The 21,245-nt window shown below is 43.6% G+C and carries 18 protein-coding genes; 7 read left to right on the plus strand and 11 right to left on the minus strand.

All coding sequences use genetic code 11. The features are described from left to right. Positions 1-677 precede the first annotated feature (677 nt). Entirely contained in the window at positions 678-1,379 is a 702-nt protein-coding gene (locus DXK30_RS11120; protein WP_227670752.1) for a DNA glycosylase, read from the minus strand. A 370-nt stretch (positions 1,380-1,749) separates the two neighbouring features. Here DXK30_RS11120 and upp point away from each other — a divergent pair, with 370 nt between their 5' ends. Beyond that, positions 1,750-2,409 carry a uracil phosphoribosyltransferase gene (gene upp / locus DXK30_RS11125; RefSeq protein ID WP_114701744.1) on the plus strand — a complete coding sequence of 220 codons (660 nt, stop codon included), beginning with the start codon at positions 1,750-1,752 and terminating at the stop codon, positions 2,407-2,409. A gap of 73 nt (positions 2,410-2,482) precedes the next feature. After that, positions 2,483-3,232, plus strand: a complete 750-nt coding sequence (locus tag DXK30_RS11130; protein WP_114701745.1) for an SDR family NAD(P)-dependent oxidoreductase — start codon at positions 2,483-2,485, stop codon at positions 3,230-3,232. 69 nt (positions 3,233-3,301) lie between these two features. Here DXK30_RS11130 and DXK30_RS11135 read toward each other — a convergent pair whose 3' ends face one another. Then, entirely contained in the window at positions 3,302-3,985 is a 684-nt protein-coding gene (locus DXK30_RS11135) for a hypothetical protein (protein ID WP_114701746.1), read from the minus strand. A 223-nt stretch (positions 3,986-4,208) separates the two neighbouring features. Here DXK30_RS11135 and DXK30_RS11140 point away from each other — a divergent pair, with 223 nt between their 5' ends. Then, on the plus strand, positions 4,209-5,177 hold the full coding sequence (locus DXK30_RS11140) for an alpha/beta fold hydrolase (protein ID WP_114701747.1): 969 nt from the start codon (positions 4,209-4,211) through the stop codon (positions 5,175-5,177). Between the two features lie 88 nt (positions 5,178-5,265). Here the strand turns inward: DXK30_RS11140 and DXK30_RS11145 are convergent, their stop codons facing one another. The 3 genes from DXK30_RS11145 to tyrS are packed head-to-tail and all read right to left on the minus strand — an operon-like array spanning position 5,266 to position 7,504. Then, positions 5,266-5,499 (minus strand): DUF1653 domain-containing protein, encoded by a 234-nt coding sequence (locus DXK30_RS11145; protein ID WP_114701748.1) that lies wholly within the window; start codon positions 5,497-5,499, stop codon positions 5,266-5,268. A 12-nt stretch (positions 5,500-5,511) separates the two neighbouring features. Further along, positions 5,512-6,291, minus strand: coding sequence for a TIR domain-containing protein (locus DXK30_RS11150; RefSeq protein ID WP_114701749.1), 780 nt, complete (start codon positions 6,289-6,291; stop codon positions 5,512-5,514). A 1-nt stretch (position 6,292) separates the two neighbouring features. Beyond that, positions 6,293-7,504 carry a tyrosine--tRNA ligase gene (gene tyrS / locus DXK30_RS11155; RefSeq protein WP_114701750.1) on the minus strand — a complete coding sequence of 404 codons (1,212 nt, stop codon included), beginning with the start codon at positions 7,502-7,504 and terminating at the stop codon, positions 6,293-6,295. A 143-nt stretch (positions 7,505-7,647) separates the two neighbouring features. Here tyrS and DXK30_RS11160 point away from each other — a divergent pair, with 143 nt between their 5' ends. From DXK30_RS11160 to DXK30_RS11170, 3 genes are all read left to right on the plus strand, one after another. Beyond that, positions 7,648-9,006, plus strand: coding sequence for an anhydro-N-acetylmuramic acid kinase (locus DXK30_RS11160; RefSeq protein WP_114701751.1), 1,359 nt, complete (start codon positions 7,648-7,650; stop codon positions 9,004-9,006). 153 nt (positions 9,007-9,159) lie between these two features. Further along, complete coding sequence (fabF, locus tag DXK30_RS11165) at positions 9,160-10,494, plus strand: beta-ketoacyl-ACP synthase II (RefSeq protein WP_162799532.1); 1,335 nt, start codon at positions 9,160-9,162, stop codon at positions 10,492-10,494. A 116-nt stretch (positions 10,495-10,610) separates the two neighbouring features. Continuing rightward, positions 10,611-11,456 (plus strand): hypothetical protein, encoded by an 846-nt coding sequence (locus DXK30_RS11170; protein ID WP_114701753.1) that lies wholly within the window; start codon positions 10,611-10,613, stop codon positions 11,454-11,456. A 131-nt stretch (positions 11,457-11,587) separates the two neighbouring features. On the opposite strand, the gene DXK30_RS11175 is transcribed toward DXK30_RS11170, so the two are convergent. The 5 genes from DXK30_RS11175 to DXK30_RS11195 form a co-directional block, all read right to left on the minus strand. Next, positions 11,588-13,405, minus strand: coding sequence for an aminopeptidase P family protein (locus tag DXK30_RS11175; RefSeq protein WP_114701754.1), 1,818 nt, complete (start codon positions 13,403-13,405; stop codon positions 11,588-11,590). Positions 13,406-13,820: 415 nt separating this feature from the next. Then, positions 13,821-15,326, minus strand: coding sequence for a peptide MFS transporter (locus DXK30_RS11180; protein ID WP_227670756.1), 1,506 nt, complete (start codon positions 15,324-15,326; stop codon positions 13,821-13,823). Positions 15,327-15,683: 357 nt separating this feature from the next. After that, positions 15,684-16,121: a hypothetical protein gene (locus DXK30_RS11185; RefSeq protein WP_114701756.1), complete on the minus strand. Its 438-nt coding sequence runs from the start codon at positions 16,119-16,121 to the stop codon at positions 15,684-15,686. Between the two features lie 192 nt (positions 16,122-16,313). After that, a complete protein-coding gene (lnt, locus tag DXK30_RS11190; protein WP_114701757.1) occupies positions 16,314-17,888 on the minus strand; it encodes an apolipoprotein N-acyltransferase in 1,575 nt (524 codons plus the stop codon). Positions 17,889-18,164: 276 nt separating this feature from the next. Beyond that, on the minus strand, positions 18,165-19,064 hold the full coding sequence (locus DXK30_RS11195) for a CBS domain-containing protein (protein ID WP_114701758.1): 900 nt from the start codon (positions 19,062-19,064) through the stop codon (positions 18,165-18,167). Between the two features lie 288 nt (positions 19,065-19,352). Here DXK30_RS11195 and DXK30_RS11200 point away from each other — a divergent pair, with 288 nt between their 5' ends. Continuing rightward, complete coding sequence (locus DXK30_RS11200) at positions 19,353-20,687, plus strand: Lnb N-terminal periplasmic domain-containing protein (protein WP_114701759.1); 1,335 nt, start codon at positions 19,353-19,355, stop codon at positions 20,685-20,687. A 7-nt stretch (positions 20,688-20,694) separates the two neighbouring features. On the opposite strand, the gene DXK30_RS11205 is transcribed toward DXK30_RS11200, so the two are convergent. Beyond that, positions 20,695-21,240: a YcgN family cysteine cluster protein gene (locus DXK30_RS11205; protein ID WP_227670757.1), complete on the minus strand. Its 546-nt coding sequence runs from the start codon at positions 21,238-21,240 to the stop codon at positions 20,695-20,697. Positions 21,241-21,245 lie beyond the last annotated feature (5 nt).

A 21,245-nucleotide genomic window follows, 5' to 3' on the forward strand; every position in this document is an offset into this window, starting at 1 on the left:
CATTCTGAATCAGCAAAAATCCACACAAGTTGTTCTTTAGTTATGCTTTTAAATAATGTCTGATACTGTCGTCCAGTATTAGGTATACTCTGACTAATTATACTCAATATCCAATGTGGTTATTGCTAATTAGCGAGCTGACTATCATATCATGTTTTAATACGCTGTCAACTTCTTTTTTTAATTTGTTTCAATAAGTTAGCTCGTTAATTACGGATGATTAATCACCCTTCTTATTAACTGCTTCCCTTAATGAGGTGCGTATTATAGACGCTTTTTTTATCAAGTCAAGAAGTATTTTTTATTTAGTTTGAGGTTCTTTTCATACTCTCTATGAGTAGTAAAAGCCCTTTATCCTAATAAAGCATTCTGAGTGGTTATGCAGTTTCCTGCCCCTTCAGTCTGCCTTCCCTTTCGACTGGGTGGCATTATACGTGGTTTTAATGTGGGGTCAAGGGGTTATTCTGAGAGTTTGTCAAATCAGTTTGATAGACGCCAAATACTAACGCCATTTCAATAAGTTAAGTGTGAAAAAGAATGCTAATTATTTATGAGAGCGGGTGCTTACTGAGTGTTTACTTCGATTAACGTCACTTTTCTCTTCACGTAGGGTCTTTTTTTAGACGCTTTCTAGCTATATAAACGGTTCTAAAGCAGTAAATTCTACAATCATTACCTTATAGCTTACCTATCTTTTTAAAGAAGTCTTTATAGGCCGCGACTTTTTTGTCTAACGCTAAAGGATAAGCGCGTGAAGTGGATGGCAACCTATATAAAGTTAAATCGTTAATGTTGGCTGTTTGGCTATTGTCTGCATTTTGCCATTGATAAGGATAATCCATACTTTGATTGGTCTTGGGATGCTTTGATTTGGCAATTGGCTCATCTAATAGTCCGAGCAACACTTCAGTCGCTTTGCCACCTGTGGTAAACAATGTATCCACCTTTGGTACTTGCGGCAAGATGTTGTCTAAATCAACCGTCGTAACGACGGTTAAGTTTTTATCAGAGGCATTACCCGTCTCCCGAATGGCTTGCTTGACAGTAGGACAAGAGGCAATGCCACGCTCAAACATAAAATTACGAATACGCTCAGGGTCAAAACGCTTCTCATCACCTACTCTAAAATAGTCAGCATCGTCAAAAAACACGCGCCCATAGATACGCCACATATCATTATAAAAGTTAGGATAATGAAAAGACATCGCCCACTTATCAGCAGTCGGTGGAAACGTCCCCATCATCATTACGGTGGCATTGGGTGGCAGCACCGGCGCAAACGGATGAGTCTCTACTGCGGCGGCTCTTGTTTCGGACAATATTAGGGGGTTATCTGCCTGACTTGCCTTGTTTTGGTCAGTGTCTGGTCGTGTAGTCATGATATTCTTCATCAGAAAAGTGGTTTTTTTGTTATCATAGCAGGCCTAAATACTACTTCACTTTAAATAGCGCTATATAGTAAAACATAGTCCGCTTAAAACGTGGTCGGCCTAGTTAAGAAAATAATGCTTTACTTCGTCTAAATCGCCGTGGCTTCCATAACGGTTATGTACGCTAACATGATAATTTCGTTAAAAAATACTCTTGCAAAAGCATTCGATGTATTTAGCGAGCTTGATTATTACAGCGTTCATCTTACTATTTATGTGCTGAATATAAGGTTAAAGTGCAGTAAGTGTTTGTATCTTTTATACTAATAGCAACCGCAGTAACTGCGCAAGCGTCAGCCCAAAAATCAAGAGAGTTCTTATGAGTGACTTAAACAACGGTTTAAAAATTACGGTAATCGATCATCCACTAGTCCGTCATAAACTCAGCCTAATGCGCGAAAAAGATTGTAGTACTTATAAATTTCGGACGTTGACCAAAGAGCTTGCCCGCTTGATGGCGTATGAAGCGAGCCGTGATTTTGAAATTGAAACCTTCCCAATGCAAGGCTGGTGTGGTGAAATCACTGGGGAGCAAATTATCGGGAAAACAGCGACCATCGTACCGATTTTACGTGCAGGCATTGGCATGCTTGACGGGGTGCTTGATTTGATCCCTACCGCAAAAATCTCTGTCGTGGGTCTACAACGTGACGAAGAAACACTGCAGCCCGTGCCTTTCTTTGAAAAGTTTGTGAGCCACATGGACAAACGTCCAGCGCTTATCATCGACCCAATGCTCGCAACGGGCGGCTCCATGGTTGCGACCATCGAGATGCTCAAGAAAAATGGTTGTACTAACATTAAAGCATTGGTACTCGTGGCTGCACCTGAAGGCGTACGCTTGGTAAATGAAGCGCATCCTGACGTGACCATCTATACTGCTGCGTTAGACAGCCATTTGGATGAGCACGGTTACATTATCCCAGGTCTAGGTGATGCTGGTGATAAGATTTTTGGTAAGCAGTTATCGAATAGATAAGTTGCATTAGGGTAAATAAAGTCGTCATCAAAATTATGGCAACAGCAGACAGCATCAATAATAAGGACAGATCATGAACGTATTGATTACAGGAGCAAGCGCAGGTTTTGGTAAAGCGTTGGCAGAGCGTTTGGTTGCTAACGGCCATCGTGTGATTGGTTGCGCCAGACGCCTTGATAAACTGAATGCTTTGGCAGAGACTTTGGGTGAGGCTTTTTTGCCCGTGGTTATGGATGTGAGTGATACAGCTGCTATCCCGCAAATCATTGCTGACTTGCCTGATGATTTTAAACAAATCGATGTCTTGGTCAATAATGCAGGATTAGCACTGGGTACAGAGCCTGCTCACAAGGCCAGTCTTGATGACTGGATGCGTATGACTGATACCAATATTAAAGGCTTGATGGCGCTGACCCATGCGGTCTTGCCAGCGATGGTCGCTCGCGATAGCGGTTATATTATCAATGTCGGTTCGATTGCTGGTAGCTGGCCTTACTTTGGTGGCAACGTTTACGGCGCAACTAAAGCGTTTGTAAAACAGTTCAGCTTAAACTTGCGAGCGGATCTGATTGGCACCCAAGTACGCGTGACCAACCTTGAACCTGGTAATGTGGCTGGCACTGAGTTTTCAAACGTGCGCTATCATGGTGACGATGACAAAGCTGCCAAGGTGTATGATGGTTTTAAAACCATGACAGGTGAAGATATCGGTGATATTTTGTTATGGCTAATTGAGTCACCTGCTCATATTAACGTCAACCGTCTAGAAGTAATGCCAGTCGCCCAGACTTATAATGGACTAACGATGGCCAAGCAAAATTAATATTAACTGCTCGGCTAGTTATAGTATCAATGTTGATTATAGGTATATCACTTATCAACACCGAACCTGTTAGCGTATCTCATACGATCGAAGCAATATAGAGTCATCTGTATTGCTTTTCTTTATGTCTTCAATAGCTTGCTCATTGACCAAACGCAAATCCTGAAAGTCTAAAATCAGCACTTCGTTACGCAGACGTTCGCTAGTGCGCTTGTTATGTCGTATCGCAAACCCCAATACTTGCTTACCAGTGATAGTTATCTGATTAATAATTAACCTTGAATTATTCACTTTCAGCTTTTTGGACAGATTCTCAGACGTTGTCTGAGCATTTATTATTGCCGTTGCCGGATTCACCGTAGTGGTTAAAGTCTTAGTCTGTCGTACACTTTTGGGCATATCTCCTGCAAAAAACAATACCTGACCTAATGGTAAATATTGCGCATGGCGCACCAGCTCTTGTCGGAACAATGCAGGCATATCTGTGTTAAAACTGTCTTCTGTCTGCTGATAAAATGCGGTAAAGTTACGATGCAAATAACGCCCAAACACCGTAGTATTAATCCATTCTTGATAAACATCGTCTGCCAATAACTGCTTGGTAAAAGCACTGGCATCAATTGTGACATCCTTACTCAAAGTAGCAGACAACATCGATAGCAAAAGCGCCTGCGGACTGGTAAATGTCTGCTGCTGCTGCCACACTTGTGGATATAGGCTACTATCGAGTAATGGCAATGTTGATCTGCTCATGCACTTGTATCCTCAACGATCATTTTCAGCCCCTACATAGCACTGGTATAGTCTCACTGTTGGCTTTTACCCTTAGCCAAATTCTATGCTATGGTCAGGTGACAGCTTTAATATAGCAGTCTTTTATTCGCGGTATAACTATTTTGTAGCTGTGTACTCTACCGCAATACTTTCTTAGCTAAATTGACCGAGACAGCTTGAAAAATCAAAGAGATATCACTCTATGAAAAAAGACCTTATACCCCTTCCTACTCCTTACCAGCTAAAGACCATTACTGTCCAAACAGCTGATGGAACGTTGCTGCCCGTCTCTGTCATTGGCAAAGGTAAACCCGTCCTATTAATGCACGCTTTTGGTATGGATGCGAGGCAATTTCTACCATTTATTTTACCGCTAATTCAGCACTACTGTTTTTACTTGCCGCATTTTAGAGGGTTTGGTTTGGCCAGTAACTTAACGTTGCCAACGTTTGATTTTATTGAGCAATATGCACAAGATACCCAAGATGTATTTGAATACGTGAGCAAAGAAACTGGCTTTGAGGCTTTTCCTGTTGCTGCGATATCGATGGGGGCATTGGTTATGTGGGCGTATTTTCAGCGCTTTGGTACTCAGCGCGTGAGTCACTATCTGAATATTGACCAAGCACCGATTATCCATAATCAGCCAGACTGGCAAGGTGGCGGTGTGTTTGGTACCCGACAAACCGAATTATTTGCGCAATTTACACAGTTAATTACCGATACTGCTCCTTATTTACAAGCCGAGCAAGTAGTTGACTTCCGCCACCTGCCCTATCAATTAAAAGTAAACTTATTAGACATGGAACGTTCTTTTTCTCTGCTCTCTGTCAGTCGCAAACCTTCGCAATTATTGGTAAAAGCCCTCAGTTATCGGGCATCACACAAAATCTCATTGATGGAACACGCGACTTGGCAACATAAACTTCGTTGCCTATCTGCTTATGTTGCGCTGCCCTACGATTATCGAGACGTTTTGCCAACGGTCAATATTCCGACTACCTTACTGATTGGTGCGCGCTCGCAGTTATATAATGCAGAGTGGCAACAGCGTTTGACCACTCTGCTGCCCAATGCGCACAGTATTATTTTGCCAACATCAGGGCATGCTGTACCGATGGATGCACCAGTTAGTTTTTATCAAGTCTTGAAAGAGTTTCTGAATGCTTAATTGTGAGTTTGCGATAATGCACAAAAAAAACGACCTCAACGGGTCGTTTTTTTGTGCGCTAAATTCAATCTAAATCAGTGGCTAGATATTAATCACTTAATGGCTGAACCAATTCAAATCGCGGTATTGCTTGACCATCAACGGTGACCGTCTCAGTAAACATCGCAAGCGGACGTGCCCACACGCCATACTCACCGTACAGACAACGATATACCACTAGCGATTCTTCGGTTTCTGAATGCTGCGCCGTATGTAATACTTGATATAAGCTACCTTTATAATGGCGGTAGATGCCTTGAGAAACTGCGACTTGGTTTGCCATTATTACTTCCACTTAGTCAATTTTATTCATATCGACGTCATAGCCAGAGCTTTTCATTTCTCTAGCAATGCTATATCTCCAAGCTCCACCTGTATCCATAGGCTTATAGACCACACCTGATATATCATTTGGAATTTCAACATTACCTTTCACAAGTGCAACAACATTGGCTCGACCAATCTTACCTATTAAGAGTCCATGTTCAAAAATAACATTTTGTCTTGCTCGTGGTTTCAGATCTTCTGGCTTGGATTTAACACCTCCAATGTCGCATTCAGTATAGAGAACGATAGCAAAACCTACATCCGTATATTTTTCTAATTTCTCTATGATGGTAGCACCAGAGTCTACTTGCTCATGAAGAATAACGGCCTCAAAACCGAGCTTATCTACAAATCTAGCTACTGTTTCTTTAGCGCCATCATCGTGACCGTGAACAATAAAGATTTTTGAACTATCTTTCATAATTAAGGGCTCTTTTTTGGTTAAACTCTCGGCCGTGTCAAATAACTCTATATCTTCTATTACGTCATCTATAACTTTTAAAGCATAGTTATGACCAATCAACCATGCCTCTTTAAACTTAGCAGACTCGTCACTACCGTTGAAAAATACTGCTAGAGGAGTGAAGCTAATTTTGTTAAATTTCTGAATATAAGGTGAATTACTGTCTAGAAACCTACTAATCAGCGTTGTAAATCTAATAGACAACTTATCTTGGTTATCATGATTTTCATAAGTTAAGTTTTGAAAATCTTGTCTAAGCGTTTTAAAGGCTCCTACTTTATCCATATTAACCGACTGTCACTTTCGCATAAGCCTTTTTGCCTGCTTGAATCACGACCGTCTGACCTGAGGTTAGACTAAAGCCACCATCAACGACTTCGCCATCTACTTTGACCGCGCCACGTTTTACCATGTCTTTGGCAGCTGAGTTGTTTTTAGCGAGCTTAGCTTGGTTCAGGATTTGAGTGATAAACAACGCATCTTGCCCTTCTAGATCCAACATGATTTCTGGTAAGTCAACTGGTAGCTCGCCATCTGCTAAAACGTTACCCGCAGATTTGTGCGCATTAGCAGCGGCATCAGCATCATGAAAACGCTCGATTAATTCTTCGGCTAAGATACGTTTGATTTCTTGCGGATTACGGCCATCTTCCATTTCGCGCATCAATCTTTCAACTTCTTCCATTGGCTTAAAGCTTAAAAATTCAAAGTAACGATGGATTAGTGTGTCTGGCATCGACAGGATTTTTTGATACATGGTGCCTGGTGCATCATAGATAGCGACATAGTTGCCCAGTGATTTGGACATTTTATTGACACCATCTAGCCCTTCTAAGATTGGCACAGTGATACAAACTTGTGGTTCTTGGCCATAGCGTCCTTGCAGCGTGCGACCCATTAGCAAGTTAAAGGTCTGATCGGTACCGCCAAGCTCAACATCGGCTTTTAGGGCGATAGAGTCGTAGCCTTGTACTAACGGATAAAGAAACTCATGGATCGAGATAGGCGTTTGTGAAGCATAGCGTTTTGAGAAGTCATCACGTTCAAGCATACGCGAGACGGTTTGCTGACTGGCAAGCTGAATCATGTCAGCGGCGCTCATGTCATTGAACCACTCAGAGTTAAAGACCACGCGGGTTTTTTCTTTGTCCAAGATTTTGAATACTTGTTCAGCATAAGTCGTGGCATTGGCTTTGATTTGCTCATCGGTCAACGGTGGACGCGTGCTGTTTTTGCCAGAAGGGTCACCAATCTTGGCGGTATAATCGCCGATTAGAAAATAAATCTCATGACCCAAATCTTGGAAATGCTTAAGTTTATTGATCAATACCGTGTGACCTAAATGTAGATCTGGTGCGGTAGGATCAAAGCCGGCCTTGATACGTAGTGGACGATTGAGCTTTAGCTTAGCCACTAAGTCATCTTCAGACAATATCTCTTGCGTACCGCGCTGAATAAGGGCCAGTTGTTCTTCTAGGGTGTAAGTTTGATTGGTCATGATGCTCTCTATATATCACTTTAATTGGGATTTTTATGAATGACGGTTACTGGCTCAACACCTTAGGAAGTTTAGAACCTCAAAAGGTCAGAAAAAATGCTAGAATTTGACGGATATACTAGCGTTTTTTAAGGTAAATTGCCATGACCAACCCCGCATCGATTGCTGATACTGACCATAATGCCCTCGCAGACTTGCTTATGAATAATGGTTTGGATAATCCTTCAGACGATATTGATGATTTGACCTTTGATGATTCGAACTATGCCACCCTAACGGATGCACTTGAGCAAACAGTATTTGAAAGCTTCGATGATGGCTTATATATCGGCATGATGTCTGGCACCAGTTTGGACGGTATGGATGCTGCTCTTTGTCAATTTAATCCTGAGATGAGCACCAAAGATAGTACCCAACCACCGATGCGATTGCTTACGACTTATAGCCAAGATTTTCCGCCACGTCTGCGTGAAGTGCTATTGGCATTGTGTCAGCCGAATGGTGTGAATCAACTCGTACCAGAGACTGATGAACCAAACAGTGAATTGGATTGGTTCGGCTGGGCAAGTCGCGCGTACGCTGAGTTCGCGAGTGAAGTGGTCAATACGCTATTGCAGCAATCAGATACCGATCCTGAGTCAGTACTAGCGATTGGCTGTCATGGACAAACCGTACGCCATCGCCCGCAGATGGGATTCACGTTGCAACTGGTCGATGCCAATATCATCGCTGAGCGCACAGGTATCAGCGTGGTCAGTGATTTCCGACGTCGTGACATGGCAGTTGGTGGTCAAGGTGCGCCTTTAGTACCTGCGTTTCATCAGGCACTATTTGCCAATCCTGATAGTACCCGTGTGCTATTAAACTTAGGTGGTATTGCTAATATAACCGTCTTGCCCGCCAATGAAAAAGATCAAGTTGTTGGCTATGATACTGGACCTGCTAACTTATTATTGGATGCGTGGACCTCATTGCATACAGATAACTCTTATGACGCAGGTGGCGCTTGGGCGCAGTCTGGAACACTCATTGAGCCATTATTACAGCAACTTTTGGCACATCCGTTTTTTGCTCAGTCTCATCCAAAAAGCACCGGTCGTGAGGACTTTAACTTAACTTGGTTGCAAGATGAGCTACAGGCTTTTGAGCAAGCCAATGCTAACATCAGTTATTCAGCAGCCGATGTACAAGCAACCTTAACTGAGCTAACGGCTATCAGTGCCAGTACGCAAATCAACATGTTTGTCAGTCATTCAAAAAACAGCTCAGTTTATGTTTGCGGTGGCGGCGCATTGAATGACTATTTAATGACACGCCTGCAAGCACATCTACCCCATTGCACAGTAAAAACCACTGAACATTTAGGGCTTGCGCCAACATGGGTAGAGGCCGTTGCTTTTGCATGGTTGGCCAGACAAACATTGATGGGTGAAACTGGTAATTTACCAGCGGTAACTGGTGCCAATAAAGGCGTGGTGTTAGGGCAAGTTTGTTTTGCCTGACCAGTTATATTTTAGTTTACATACGTGCACCTATGTGTTTTATAATAACTTTAAAAACGCCATCCTCTTAGGACCCGTAAGTATAGGACATATCGCATGAGCCAACACAGCACCTCACCTATCGACCAAGCCACCAATGATGACACAAATAATATGACCGCAGCACCTGTACATAAATCGCGTCAAAAACCCCCTCATTACGAGCGCTCTGATGACAAACGTGTGGTCGTGACAGGTATGGGTGCCATTACGCCGCTCGGTCTAGATGTTGATAGCTCATGGAGCAAGCTACTCAATGGTGACAGTGGTATCTCACCAATTACGCATTTTGATGCCACAGGCTACCGCGCGCAAATCGCAGGCGTCATCAAAGACTTTGATGCCAAGCAATATATGAGCGCCAAAGATGCACGCCGCTATGATAAGTTTATACACTACGGGATTGCGGCTTCTTCTATGGCACTACAACATGCTGGTCTTATCGATGAAGTCAGTGCTGCTGATGCGCCAGTACAAGGTGTTGACCAAGATCGCTTTGGTATCATATTGGGCTCAGGTATTGGTGGTATCCAAACAATCGAAAACAGTCGCGATACCCTACACGAAAAAGGTGCCGCCAAAGTTTCGCCTTTTATTATCCCAGGCTCTATCGTTAATATGGCAGCAGGATTGGTCGCGATTAAACACAACTTAAAAGGGCCAAATCTTGCAACATCAACAGCTTGTACCACGGCGACTCACGCTATCGGTCTTGCTGCGCGTTTGATCGCCTACGGTGATGCCGATGTCATGTTAGCAGGCGGTAGTGAAAAAGGCTCTAGCCCACTTGGTATAGCTGGCTTTAGTGCTATGCATGCACTATCTACGCGCAACGACGAGCCAACCAAAGCCTCGCGTCCATTTGATAAAGGTCGTGACGGTTTTGTACTTGGTGATGGTGCTGGCGTGGTGATATTAGAAAGCCTTGCTCACGCCAAAGCGCGCGGTGCCACAATACTGGCAGAGCTGGTCGGGTTTGGCATGAGCGATGATGCCAGTCATATTACCGCACCACCAGAAGATGGTAGCGGCGCTGCAAAAGCCATGCGCAATGCACTCAATGATGCTGGGATTGAACCATCAAGCGTCGGTTATGTCAATGCACACGGTACCAGTACACCTGCAGGTGACGTCGCCGAATCAATTGCTATCGAAACAGTATTTTCGCCAGTGAAAGACAGCATTTTGGTGAGTTCAACCAAGTCAATGACCGGACACCTACTTGGTGCAGCTGGCGGTGTAGAAGCCATATTTACCGTACTCGCCCTACAAAATCAGCACGTACCCCCAACGATTAATCTTGAAAATGTAGAAGATAACTGCAATCTCGATTACGTGGCTAACCAATCACGTAAAGTCAATAATCTGCAATATGCTGCATCCAACAGCTTTGGCTTTGGTGGTACCAATGGCTCCTTGATATTTGCTCGCTGGCCTGTCAATCAATAACACTTGAGCGCTTACAGCACGATATATTGTAACGTTGGTGTCAGATTTGCTACGTTTGTCCACTTGCAGCCCCTTATCGTACTTGCGTATGATAAGGGGTAATTTTTGGAACATTTATGGAAGATACCATGTCAAGCTACTCATTTTCCCATCAGTTTTATCAACGCTGGACGTGTGCGCCTGAGCCAGTACGCGCAGCGATTACCCAAGAACTAAAAGACATCACTACCCTGCTACAACCTGACACCTCATTTGAAGACTTCACTTTTAATACTCATGATTTAGATGCGCATGTAGACGAGCTATATGACAACTACAATGCAGAACAAGCCATTGCTAAAGCGATCACGGACAAACAAGAGAAAGAAGACGCAGCCGCTGCAAAACAAAAGCTAGAAGCCGAACAGAAGCAAAAAGAAGCAGAAGAAGCCACACGCAAGGCAGAAGCGACTCAAAAAGAACAAGAAAAACATGAGCAGTCAATGTTAGAGAAAGACAAGGACAAAGAAACGGCTGCTATCGACGTAGCTAAAGTAAACACAGATAAAGTCGTGGTAGATAGCGCTGTTACTGACGATTTTGTTACTAATAATTCTAGTGCAAAGACTGAAAAAGTGGCATCAGAAGTCGTAAATGCTGAAGGCAATACTAGCGATAATAAAAGTGCTGACAACAAAACCATTAGCGAACAGGCACATACACTTAGTGATAACCACATTAAAGATATTAATAATAAAGCCAGTGCAGCGATTAATCTGGCCTTAAAAGACGCGAAGCTAGATGCAACACATCAACAGCTAATCCGCGAGCTAGAAACACAGGTCGATGACTATTTAAGTGATCAAATGATGCTAATGTCTGAAAACCTAAAGTCTTGGCTACGTGCTGAGGTAACCCAACACTTTAGCGAGCAGAATGACTTAACTACTAATAATGAAGCTGCTAAGAAAAGCATCCACTAATAGTGATTATTTTTCAGTATTGAACCTACAGTTAGAAACAGCCGCTCAGTACTAAGTAATGAACACTAAAAAGCCCCGTAAATAATTTACGGGGCTTTTTAGTACTTTTAGTTAATGTTTTGAGCTTAGTATTAAATGGCTTTGGTACGTTCAGTCAACCATTCAAGCGCTGCACCTTCAACACGATCTTTTAGCTCTGCGAAGACTTGGCTATGATAGTCATTTAACCAATCTATCTCGGTTTGATCCAACAGTGATGGCTCAATCAGACGCGTATCGATTGGGCAGTAAGTGATGGTCTCAAAGTTTAAGAAATCACCAAACTCTGTCTCAGTAGGCTTAGCAACTGGCGTATTTACTACCAAGTTCTCGATACGAATACCCCATTTGCCTTCGCGGTATAGACCTGGCTCATTACTAGAAATCATACCGACTTTCATCGCACGCTCTTTTGGTGTGCTAGCGCTATAGGCGATGACTTGTGGGCCTTCATGTACGTTTAAGAAATACCCAACGCCGTGACCCGTACCATGACCATAGTCCATCTGTGCTTGCCATAATGGCGCACGGCAAATGGCATCGATCAACGGTGAGGCGATACCATCAGGGAAGTGAGCACGAGCTAGCGCAATGTGGGCTTTTAGCACAAGAGTAAAGTCACGTTTATGCTCAGCAGTGACTTGCCCAATACCGACTACGCGGGTGATATCAGTCGTACCGTTTTGATATTGTGCACCTGAGTCAATCAGTAGCAATCCGCCTTCGCCCTCGGCCACATCAAGGTAGCTGAATTTTTCTGGCGTTGCACGGTAATGTGGCAATGCGCCATTTTCATTAAAGCCTGCGATGGTTGGGAAACTTGGCGAGACATAATGCGGCTGACGACTGCGCACGTCTATCAGCATACTATCAACATCTAGTTCACTCAAACGCTCACCTGCTGCTAGACGCTGCTCAAATGTCGCAAAAAACTCAGCCAAAGCAGCGCCATCTTGACGCATCGCTTCACGGACATGATCGATATCTGCATCAGATTTTACAGATTTGAGTAATGTGCTAGGTGCCATTTGCTCAATAAAACCAACATCATCTGCCATTTTTGAGAGCGTACCTACTGCGATTTTGCTCGGATCTAACAGTAGTAAATCGTCTGGCGTTAATGCGCTCAATGCCTCTTGCACAGCAGAATAGTCAGCCAATGTGATGCCGCTGTCTTTTAAACTCTGTGCAATATCTTCGCTTACTTTATCAGTATCAACAAACAACGTTGCTTTGTCTGCGTCAATCAACATATGTGATAAGAATACCGGATTATAATCAACATCCGCACCGCGCAAGTTCGTCAACCAAGCGATATCGTCTAAGCTTGAAAGTAAATGATGGGTCGCACCTGCTTCTGCCATACCTTCGCGTACTGCTGCAATTTTTGAGGTGGCAGACTGAGCAAGGAACTGCTCATCATGAGTATATAATTTGGCCGCTGGTAGTGCTGGGCGATCTGTCCAAATCTCTGTCAGCACATCACGCTCAGTAATCAAAGTAATATCATTGGCATCAAAAGCATTTAACAAGCGATCTTGCTCAGCGATAGATAACACATTGCCATCCACTGCTACGCTATCCCCTTCTTGCAAATGCTCGGCTAGCCAATCGATATGATTTGGCTGACCCGGCGCAAGCTTTTCTAAAGTAATACCTGTGCCTTCTAACTGGTCAGCGGCATGTACCCAATAACGGCTATCCGTCCATAGACCTGCAAAATCAGCAGTCACAACCAGCGTGCCGACAGAACCGGTAAACCCTGACAGCCATAAGCGTGCTTGCCAGTACTCTGGTAAATATTCAGATAAATGGGGATCAGCAGAGGGTACGATGATAGCGGTGAGATCTTGCGCGGCTAAGGTGCTACGTAAATTAGCAATACGTTCGTGAATGGCTTGTTTATTCATTGAATGTGTCCTTATAAAGGTTATAAAAATATGCTGGAGCGATTATTTACAATCGTCTTGTTCTAATAGTCGTCTTATTTAAGTTTTTGATACTGCTTTAGTTGTAATAAGACATTTATTATCGATAGAGATTATTCAAGCAAACAATCTACTTATTTAGCTATCTAACTATGTTTGCTTTGATAATTACTTCTGCTTATTGAGAATAGAAAGTTGAATTAATATAGGCTTATAAAACGCTGTACTGCTGGTTATGGTGAGCTATCATTAGATGTTTGGGCAGATAGTAAGCTTTCAATAGCTTGTGCTAAATATCCCACCAACTAAAACAATAAAACGTGCTACCAGTAATGGTAACACGTCTCATCATGTGTCACTTGTGCTGTTGTTAATCACAAATGTACATCAGACTATTTTATTGCTTAGCCAGTTGTTTCTCACGCTCGCTTTCTTTGAGCATTTTATTGATAGGTTTTGCTAGTATCAATAATAGTACAGCGGTAACTACCAAGAAGATGGTCATGGTTGTGAACAGACCTGGTAACCCTTCGATTTTGTCAGCTGATACATGCCCACCAAAGAAAGCAGCAACCAAGTTACCCATAGCGATAGAAGCAAAGAATAGCCCCATCATTTGGCCTTGCATACCTTCTGGCGCCAATTTAGTCATGGCAGATAACCCAACTGGGCTTAATGCTAACTCACCTAGCGTCAATAATAATAAACTACCAACCAACCATAGTGGTGATGCCAAGCCAGCACCAGGCGCTAAAATGCTTTTTGAAGCAAAAATCATCAAGGCGAAACCTGCGGCTGCCAGTAGCATACCGAGTGCAAACTTAGCCATACTGCTAGGCTCAAGACCTCGGTTACCAAGCTTGACCCAAATAACACTAACGATAGGTGCCAATATTAAAATAAATAGTGGGTTCAATGACTGGAACCAGATACTTGGTATCTCAAATCCTAAAACATTCAGGTCGGTATAACGATCAGCAAACAAGTTAAAAGACGTTGGCTGCTGCTCAAAGCTTGACCAGAACAGCGTCGAGCCAATGATTAAGACAAAGCAAATTAACAAGCGTAGTTTGTCCGTCTTATCTAATCGCGGTGAGATAAACATAATGACAAAATACAAGATGACCACTGCAGCAATGATATAGGTCATATACTCTGCAACCATCTCAGGATTGAACGATATCATGCCGGTAGACACTAATAGCACTGCAGCTACTAACAACGCGACAAAACCACCAACCCAGCGACCGATGTTTTTGTATTTATCGTTAGATTTTTCCCACTCAGCAGAGATACCTTTGGCGCGTGCATAACGCGTCAAATTCTTTTGTGCGACAAAACGATAGATCAATAATGAGATCAGCATACCCAAACCGCCAACGCCAAAACCGACATGCCACATGCCTTTTTCTTTGAATACGCCAACGATAAGTGCCGCTAATAACGCACCGATATTAATGCCCATGTAAAACAAGGTAAAGCCGCCATCACGGCGAGAGTCGCCTTTGGGGTACAAAGCGCCAACCATCACTGAGATACAGGTTTTAAATAACCCTGAGCCCAAGACAATACAGATTAAACCAACAAAGAACAGCGTCATGCCAAACATCGCTGAAAGCGCAATACACAAGTGACCAAGAGCAATAATGATACTGCCCCACCACAATGCACGCTCTTGACCCAGCCAATTATCTGCTAACCAGCCACCTGGTACTGCTGCTAAGTATAACGAACCAGCAAAGATACCATAAATAGCAGAAGCGGTGACTTCATTAAAGCCAAAACCACCACTGCTTACTGTGGCCACCATAAATAGCACTAGTAGCGGACGGATACTATAGTAAGAGAAACGCTCCCACATTTCGGTAAAAAACAATGAGCGTAATGGCGCGGGATGTCCCATAAAGCCATTATCTAGTGCTTCCAGCTCAACTGCACTAGCTTCTGATTTAGACTGTGTACTCACAACTTTATTCCTTTAAAGATTATTTTGGTAATGACAGAACCCTCAATTATTCGGATGAACGGTCATATAGGCGGAACATTGTTTCACTTGGTTATAATCAAGTAAAGAAAAAGTTGGCTAAAAATTACACAAATACCCATAAAAAAAGCCCGCTCTCAACTATTGAGAACGAGCTTTTTTTAGATGTTAAAGTCTCTATCATCGTACTTAAAGTACTATTGATAGAGACGTGGTAAAGTCACTTATTTTATAGACAGGTAGCATTACCACTCATTTGATTGACCGTATTACAGACTACTGTGCTGCGGTATCGCCAGCTTCTAAGTCACCATCCGCTTGCTCAGCTGTCAAATCCGCATCGGCAACAGCAGCTTGGCTTACAGTACCAGAAGCAGTTGCTGTACCAGCTTCTGCGGTGACAACTGCACTATCTGCATCTGTCGCTGGGGTTACGGTTGCATCTGCCGCGGTATCAGGCGCTGCAGCATCTGACGCTTCTTCTGTTGTTGCAGCTTCTGCATCGGCTGGAGCCGCCTCTTCTTCAGTAGCAGTGGCTTCTGCTTCATCTGCCGCAGCTGATGCTTCAGTTGTCTCAGCAGTGATATGCTCGCCTGCTGGACGCAAAAACGCAGAAACACCAATAAGTAAGACAATACCTAAGAACATGGCAATGCCACCTAAAGCGAATAACAGCTCTTTTTTTGGATTGTTATTAACGACACCTTCTGACATACCTTATCCACCTTGCACAAAATATTTGAAATATTTACCTATTATATCGCAATTTATACTGATTTGTGAAAACCCTTAAGTATTTAAAGGGCTTATTATCCACAATTTGAATATTCATTTTTGGCACTTATGTCAGCCAACTACTTAATAAGTTATCTATTATTCGCTATCGACACATCTTACTGAACAATACTACTTAACCAAACGTACTGGAGTCTTCGGACGTTTACCCAAATAGCTGAGTATCAGCAACAGTGTCATTATAAACAAAATAGGATACTGACCAAAGCGCATAAATGGCGTGTTGCCAACTCGCGCCTGAATATCACCGCGCAGTACAGTACGTTCAAACTGCGGTGCACGCTCTACGATACGACCTTTGTGGTCGATAATAGCTGTCACACCTGTATTGGTCGCACGCATAAACCAGCGACCGTTTTCGAGCGCTCGCATCTGTACCATCTGTAGATGCTGTAGTGGACCTGCTGACGTACCAAACCAAGCATCGTTTGAGATGGTCAATAAGAAGTCCGTGCCAATGGCGTTTTTGCGCGTGGTATCTGGATACGCCACTTCGTAACAGATGGCTGCGCCTAGATTGTGCCCTCGCACACGTAGCGGTGACTGCTGATCACTGCCGCGACTATAGCTCATAATGTCTTGGCTACCCGCTAGATTAGGCAAAATATCGAGCACGCCTTGGAATGGAATATATTCTCCAAATGGCACTAGACGTTGCTTTTTATAAAGCCCTTCTGCCTGTGCTCCTAGCGCAACCACACTATTGTAGAACGGCGGATACTTATCTGTACTGGCATCAAACGCTGCTTCATCCTTATAAGGAATACCTGTCACCCATGTCGTGTCAGTCTCTTTGGCCATCGCGACCATTTCACTGATAAAACCAACAGCTTCTGTCTGAAACATAGGAATCGACGATTCAGGCCACAGCACGATGTCACGTCCCCACTCGTCACGGGTCAACGTTGCATAGATTTTTAGCGTTTCAATCTGATACTCGGTGAGCCATTTTAGGTCTTGTGGGATATTACCTTGAATCAAAGATACCGATAAATCAGGGGTGCCTTTTGGTTTGGTCCATTGCGGATTGATCAACCAAAGCGTGCTACTAATGATAAGCAATGCTATCGATGGAATCATATAGCCACCGCGACGACGCAATAGCTCAACGATACTGGCAGCCAATAGTACCGCTACGAAAGAAACCGCAAAGACGCCAGCCACAGGCGCTAACGAAGACAGCCAGTACTGTTCAGTAAATGCATAACCGACGAATAGCCAAGGAAAACCAGTAAACAACCAAGTTTTCATCCACTCTTGAAGTATCCATAAGGCAGCAAAAGATAACGGCTGCTTGCCAACCACACGATTAAAAATGAGCGCCAAAAAGCCATGGAACAAACCCATACCTAGACCCATGAGCGCAATCATAATCAGCGCAAGCCATGCGGGCGTATCACCATAAACGTGTATCGAGGTGTACAGCCAAAACGCGCCAACACACCACAGTCCCGTACCGTAGGCCTGACCAATCAGAAAGGCGCGACGACCTGTCATCGCTGGTACCAATAACGCATATAAAATAGCAGGTGATACCAAGGCAACTGGCCAAATCCCATAAGGCGCGAGCGCAAGTATGAAAGCTGCCCCTGCCAGCCAAGCTATTAGTACCGTCAACCCCATATGTAAACCTTTTGGTTTACCGGGGTTCAGACGCTTTTGCAAATCAACAGTAGACAGACGCATAGCAGTTATCCAAAATCATATTTTCTAAATATTCTCAGCTAAGCGATGAGATAACACTCACGCAAAACCTGACTGCATAATGCTTTATGCAGGGCCATAAATAAAACCCACCCATGATACCAGTCAAAACCTACAAATGGGTAAATTTGCGTAGCTAAAACCTCATTCTAAAGTTCAAAAGGCAGAAAGCAAAAAACACGATTTTGCATCGTGTTTTTTATTAATTTTGCTGACAAGTTTTATTCATAGACCAATTATCGTGACACTATAATCAAGCTAGTGGCTGCCTATTAATATCTGTTGCTCGGCATTGGTTTTGGTCAGCTCTAGATTTTGGATAAATCGCCCTTCTACATCGGTAATAGTAATTTTCCAATCATCTATCACGACGCTCTCACCTTCTAAATCACCAACGAAGCCAAGTGCTTGCATGACCAGACCGCCCATCGTATCGACATCGGTATCGTCAAAACGGCTACCCAGCTCATCATTACAGTCTTCAATTACTGTAGACGCTTGGACACGCCATGTATTTGGCTTTTCTGGGTCAGGAACGATGTTGTTGATATCGCTGTCTTCATCAAAGTCATCATGCTCATCGACGATGTCGCCAACGATCTCTTCCAACAAATCTTCCATGGTGACCACACCACCGAAGTTACCAAACTCATCAACGACAATCGCCATGTGTACTTGGGTGCGCTGCAATGAGCGTAGCAAGGTATCAGAACGAGCCGTCTCACTGATATATAACGGCTGACGCACCAAATCTTTGAGACGTTTACTGTCAATTTTGTCTTCTTGGTTGCGAACCATATGTACCAAAATCGGAATTAAGTCTTTTGCCAATAAGATACCGATGACAGCATCATCGTCTTGACTGTCAAAAACAGGATAGCGCGAATGGGTGGTCTCAAGAATGATGTCCATCACTTCAGCAAGACTGGTGCTCTCGTGCAGACCAATTACTTGCGGACGCGGCGTCATGATTTCGCGGACTTGTGTCGCAGGCAAATCTAGCACGCCTTCTAGCATATCGACAGTATCAGGCTCTAAAAACTGGCGCGAGTCTTGTACCAGACGAATCAATTCATCACGGGTTTCGGGGGCGGTCGATAGCCAGCGTTTTAAGCCGCGCATCGACCAACTACTCGGGCTGGGAGTGTCGTCAGACATGGTGGTGTGATTTAACCTCTTTAGTTAATAAAAATCAGAATAGTATTCAATAGAAAAATGAACAATACTCAATAAAAAAACAAGTAGAGCCTAGATGGGGATAAAAGTAGCAAATAAAACAGCTAGTTTGTTATTAATTACTGCATGAATAACAAATTTGCTAGTACAAATTAGCTTCACTTTATCGCAAGGCTCACCGACATTCAACGACAAATTCACTCAAATTGTATTGTCAGCGTGTTATAAACTTTGCTATGGTCAAAGCCTTTATTTATCAAAGCAAACCCTATGTCGCTACGTTCCGTTTTTTCTCGCTTACTCTCGTCGCGTTCACGCAGTCGACTGTCAGACAGTCGTGGCTTAGAGAGCCGTGGTTTGGAGAACCTTGACTTAAAATGCGAAACATTAGAACGTAAACAGCCAAAGCCTACATGGCACCAGCGTCTTGTGACTTTTTTAATTGCCGTTACGTTATTGTTATCAGCGCTATGGCTGTTACTCGCGATTTGGTATCAATACGGTGTCAGCTCAGTACTGACTTGGCTTGCGACAATAGCGATTGTAGGTATATTAGCTGCGCTGCTAAGTACACGTTATTGGGATGTCGTCACAAGAGTATTGCACAGTGACTCATTATCTAACAAAAAATCAATTAGCAAAAATACAGCAACCAAACTACTTATCGGCGTATATGGCGCTATTTGGCTTGTGGGTCTAGGTTGGTTTTTTTCTATCGAACCGAAACAAGATCGAGAATGGATGGCTGAGGTCGACCAACGGGTCTCTTATGAACGCGATGCGACCAACCCTGATTTGATTACTTTAACCAATGTCCGTAACTTTGATTGGCAAACTGAAGAAGACGCTACCGAGCATTGGGATACCCGCACAATTGATCTGTCTAAACTCTCTGGCGTTGATGTGACTAACTCTTATTGGATGGGACCGCTAATCGCTCATACCTTGGTTAGCTTTCGATTTGAAGATGATAGACCACTTGCCTTTTCATTTGAGATACGTAAAGAAGACGGCGAGTCTTTTTCAGCGCTTGCTGGTTTTTTTCGACGTTATGAGCTGAGCCTGATTGCCGCAGAAGAGCGCGATATTATTTACACCCGCAGCAACGCGCGCGGCGAGCAGGTTTATCTGTTTCCTATTAGTAATTTGCAACAGCATGAAGTGAGGTCGCTATTTGAATCTTATCTGACTGCGGCTGATGATTTGAACGCTAAACCTGCTTGGTACAATACATTGCTCAGCAACTGTACCAATATTATCTTTTATATGGCGCGTATCGTCAGTGGCGATCGTTTGCCATGGGATTATCGAATTTGGGTCTCTGGTTGGTTACCGAACTATCTATATGATGTAGGTATGTTGGATGCGGTGCCAGAAAAGGGCAACCAGCCTTGGTCAATGAACACGTGGTATGAGCGTACTCATATCAACCCAAAAGCAAAAGGCTTTGATAATCAAGTCAACTCACAATCTAATATCGATAGAGATAAAAACAGCCGTAAATTCTCACAGCAGATTCGTCAAGATATTCCGCTACCAGCATTGGCTAACTCGCAAGCCAGTGCGGAAGCAAAGGCCAAATCTACTGCTCAGGCATCTAACTAACTGTAGACTAAGGGTTAACCCAGTTAACCACCCGCGTCTCCATCTCTTCATCAGACATACCGATTTCCGTGACACAGCGACCAGCGACGCCTACATTGGCCGCTCGCATCTGTTGTTGTGTCACCACCGCATCCCCAGTCAATAATAAATGCCAACTTGGTAAGCCCTGCCCTTTATACAGACGCTTATAGGCGCAGTGCGATGGTAGCCACATCATCTTGGGCAAGTTGTCCATAGTCAGCTGAATACAGTCTGGCACATGCTCTTGACGCGTTGCATAGTGACTGCAATATCCTGTCGCGCAGTCCATCAACTGGCAGGTGACATCGGTATATTCGACCAGCTCCTCATCCACATTGCCGCTTTCATCTTCATCGATGTACTTAATCAAGCAGCAACTGCCGCAACCATCACACAGCGCTTCCCACTCGCTATGGTTTAGTTCTGTTAACGCAAATCGCGACCAAAACTGAGGACGTAGTGGCTCAGACTCATACTTAGAGTCAGCATCAGCATCAGCATTAGAATCAACATCGGTACTATCAGGGAACAAACTTA

The sequence above is a fragment of the Psychrobacter proteolyticus genome, assembly GCF_003350005.1.
GTDB classification, from domain to species: domain Bacteria; phylum Pseudomonadota; class Gammaproteobacteria; order Pseudomonadales; family Moraxellaceae; genus Psychrobacter; species Psychrobacter proteolyticus.

What these genes read in the sequence shown, in the direction of transcription:
- DXK30_RS11185 (WP_114701756.1), bottom strand. Translation starts at nt 16,121, where the DNA reads ATGTCAGAAGGTGTCGTTAATAACAATCCAAAAAAAGAGCTGTTATTC.
- DXK30_RS11200 (WP_114701759.1), top strand. Translation starts at nt 19,353, where the DNA reads ATGTCGCTACGTTCCGTTTTTTCTCGCTTACTCTCGTCGCGTTCACGC.
- tyrS (WP_114701750.1), bottom strand. Translation starts at nt 7,504, where the DNA reads ATGACCAATCAAACTTACACCCTAGAAGAACAACTGGCCCTTATTCAG.
- fabF (WP_162799532.1), top strand. Translation starts at nt 9,160, where the DNA reads ATGACCGCAGCACCTGTACATAAATCGCGTCAAAAACCCCCTCATTAC.
- DXK30_RS11130 (WP_114701745.1), top strand. Translation starts at nt 2,483, where the DNA reads ATGAACGTATTGATTACAGGAGCAAGCGCAGGTTTTGGTAAAGCGTTG.
- upp (WP_114701744.1), top strand. Translation starts at nt 1,750, where the DNA reads ATGAGTGACTTAAACAACGGTTTAAAAATTACGGTAATCGATCATCCA.
- DXK30_RS11195 (WP_114701758.1), bottom strand. Translation starts at nt 19,064, where the DNA reads ATGTCTGACGACACTCCCAGCCCGAGTAGTTGGTCGATGCGCGGCTTA.
- DXK30_RS11120 (WP_227670752.1), bottom strand. Translation starts at nt 1,379, where the DNA reads ATGACTACACGACCAGACACTGACCAAAACAAGGCAAGTCAGGCAGAT.
- DXK30_RS11175 (WP_114701754.1), bottom strand. Translation starts at nt 13,405, where the DNA reads ATGAATAAACAAGCCATTCACGAACGTATTGCTAATTTACGTAGCACC.
- DXK30_RS11135 (WP_114701746.1), bottom strand. Translation starts at nt 3,985, where the DNA reads ATGAGCAGATCAACATTGCCATTACTCGATAGTAGCCTATATCCACAA.
- DXK30_RS11170 (WP_114701753.1), top strand. Translation starts at nt 10,611, where the DNA reads ATGGAAGATACCATGTCAAGCTACTCATTTTCCCATCAGTTTTATCAA.
- DXK30_RS11180 (WP_227670756.1), bottom strand. Translation starts at nt 15,326, where the DNA reads ATGGGACATCCCGCGCCATTACGCTCATTGTTTTTTACCGAAATGTGG.
- lnt (WP_114701757.1), bottom strand. Translation starts at nt 17,888, where the DNA reads ATGCGTCTGTCTACTGTTGATTTGCAAAAGCGTCTGAACCCCGGTAAA.
- DXK30_RS11150 (WP_114701749.1), bottom strand. Translation starts at nt 6,291, where the DNA reads ATGGATAAAGTAGGAGCCTTTAAAACGCTTAGACAAGATTTTCAAAAC.
- DXK30_RS11160 (WP_114701751.1), top strand. Translation starts at nt 7,648, where the DNA reads ATGACCAACCCCGCATCGATTGCTGATACTGACCATAATGCCCTCGCA.
- DXK30_RS11140 (WP_114701747.1), top strand. Translation starts at nt 4,209, where the DNA reads ATGAAAAAAGACCTTATACCCCTTCCTACTCCTTACCAGCTAAAGACC.
- DXK30_RS11145 (WP_114701748.1), bottom strand. Translation starts at nt 5,499, where the DNA reads ATGGCAAACCAAGTCGCAGTTTCTCAAGGCATCTACCGCCATTATAAA.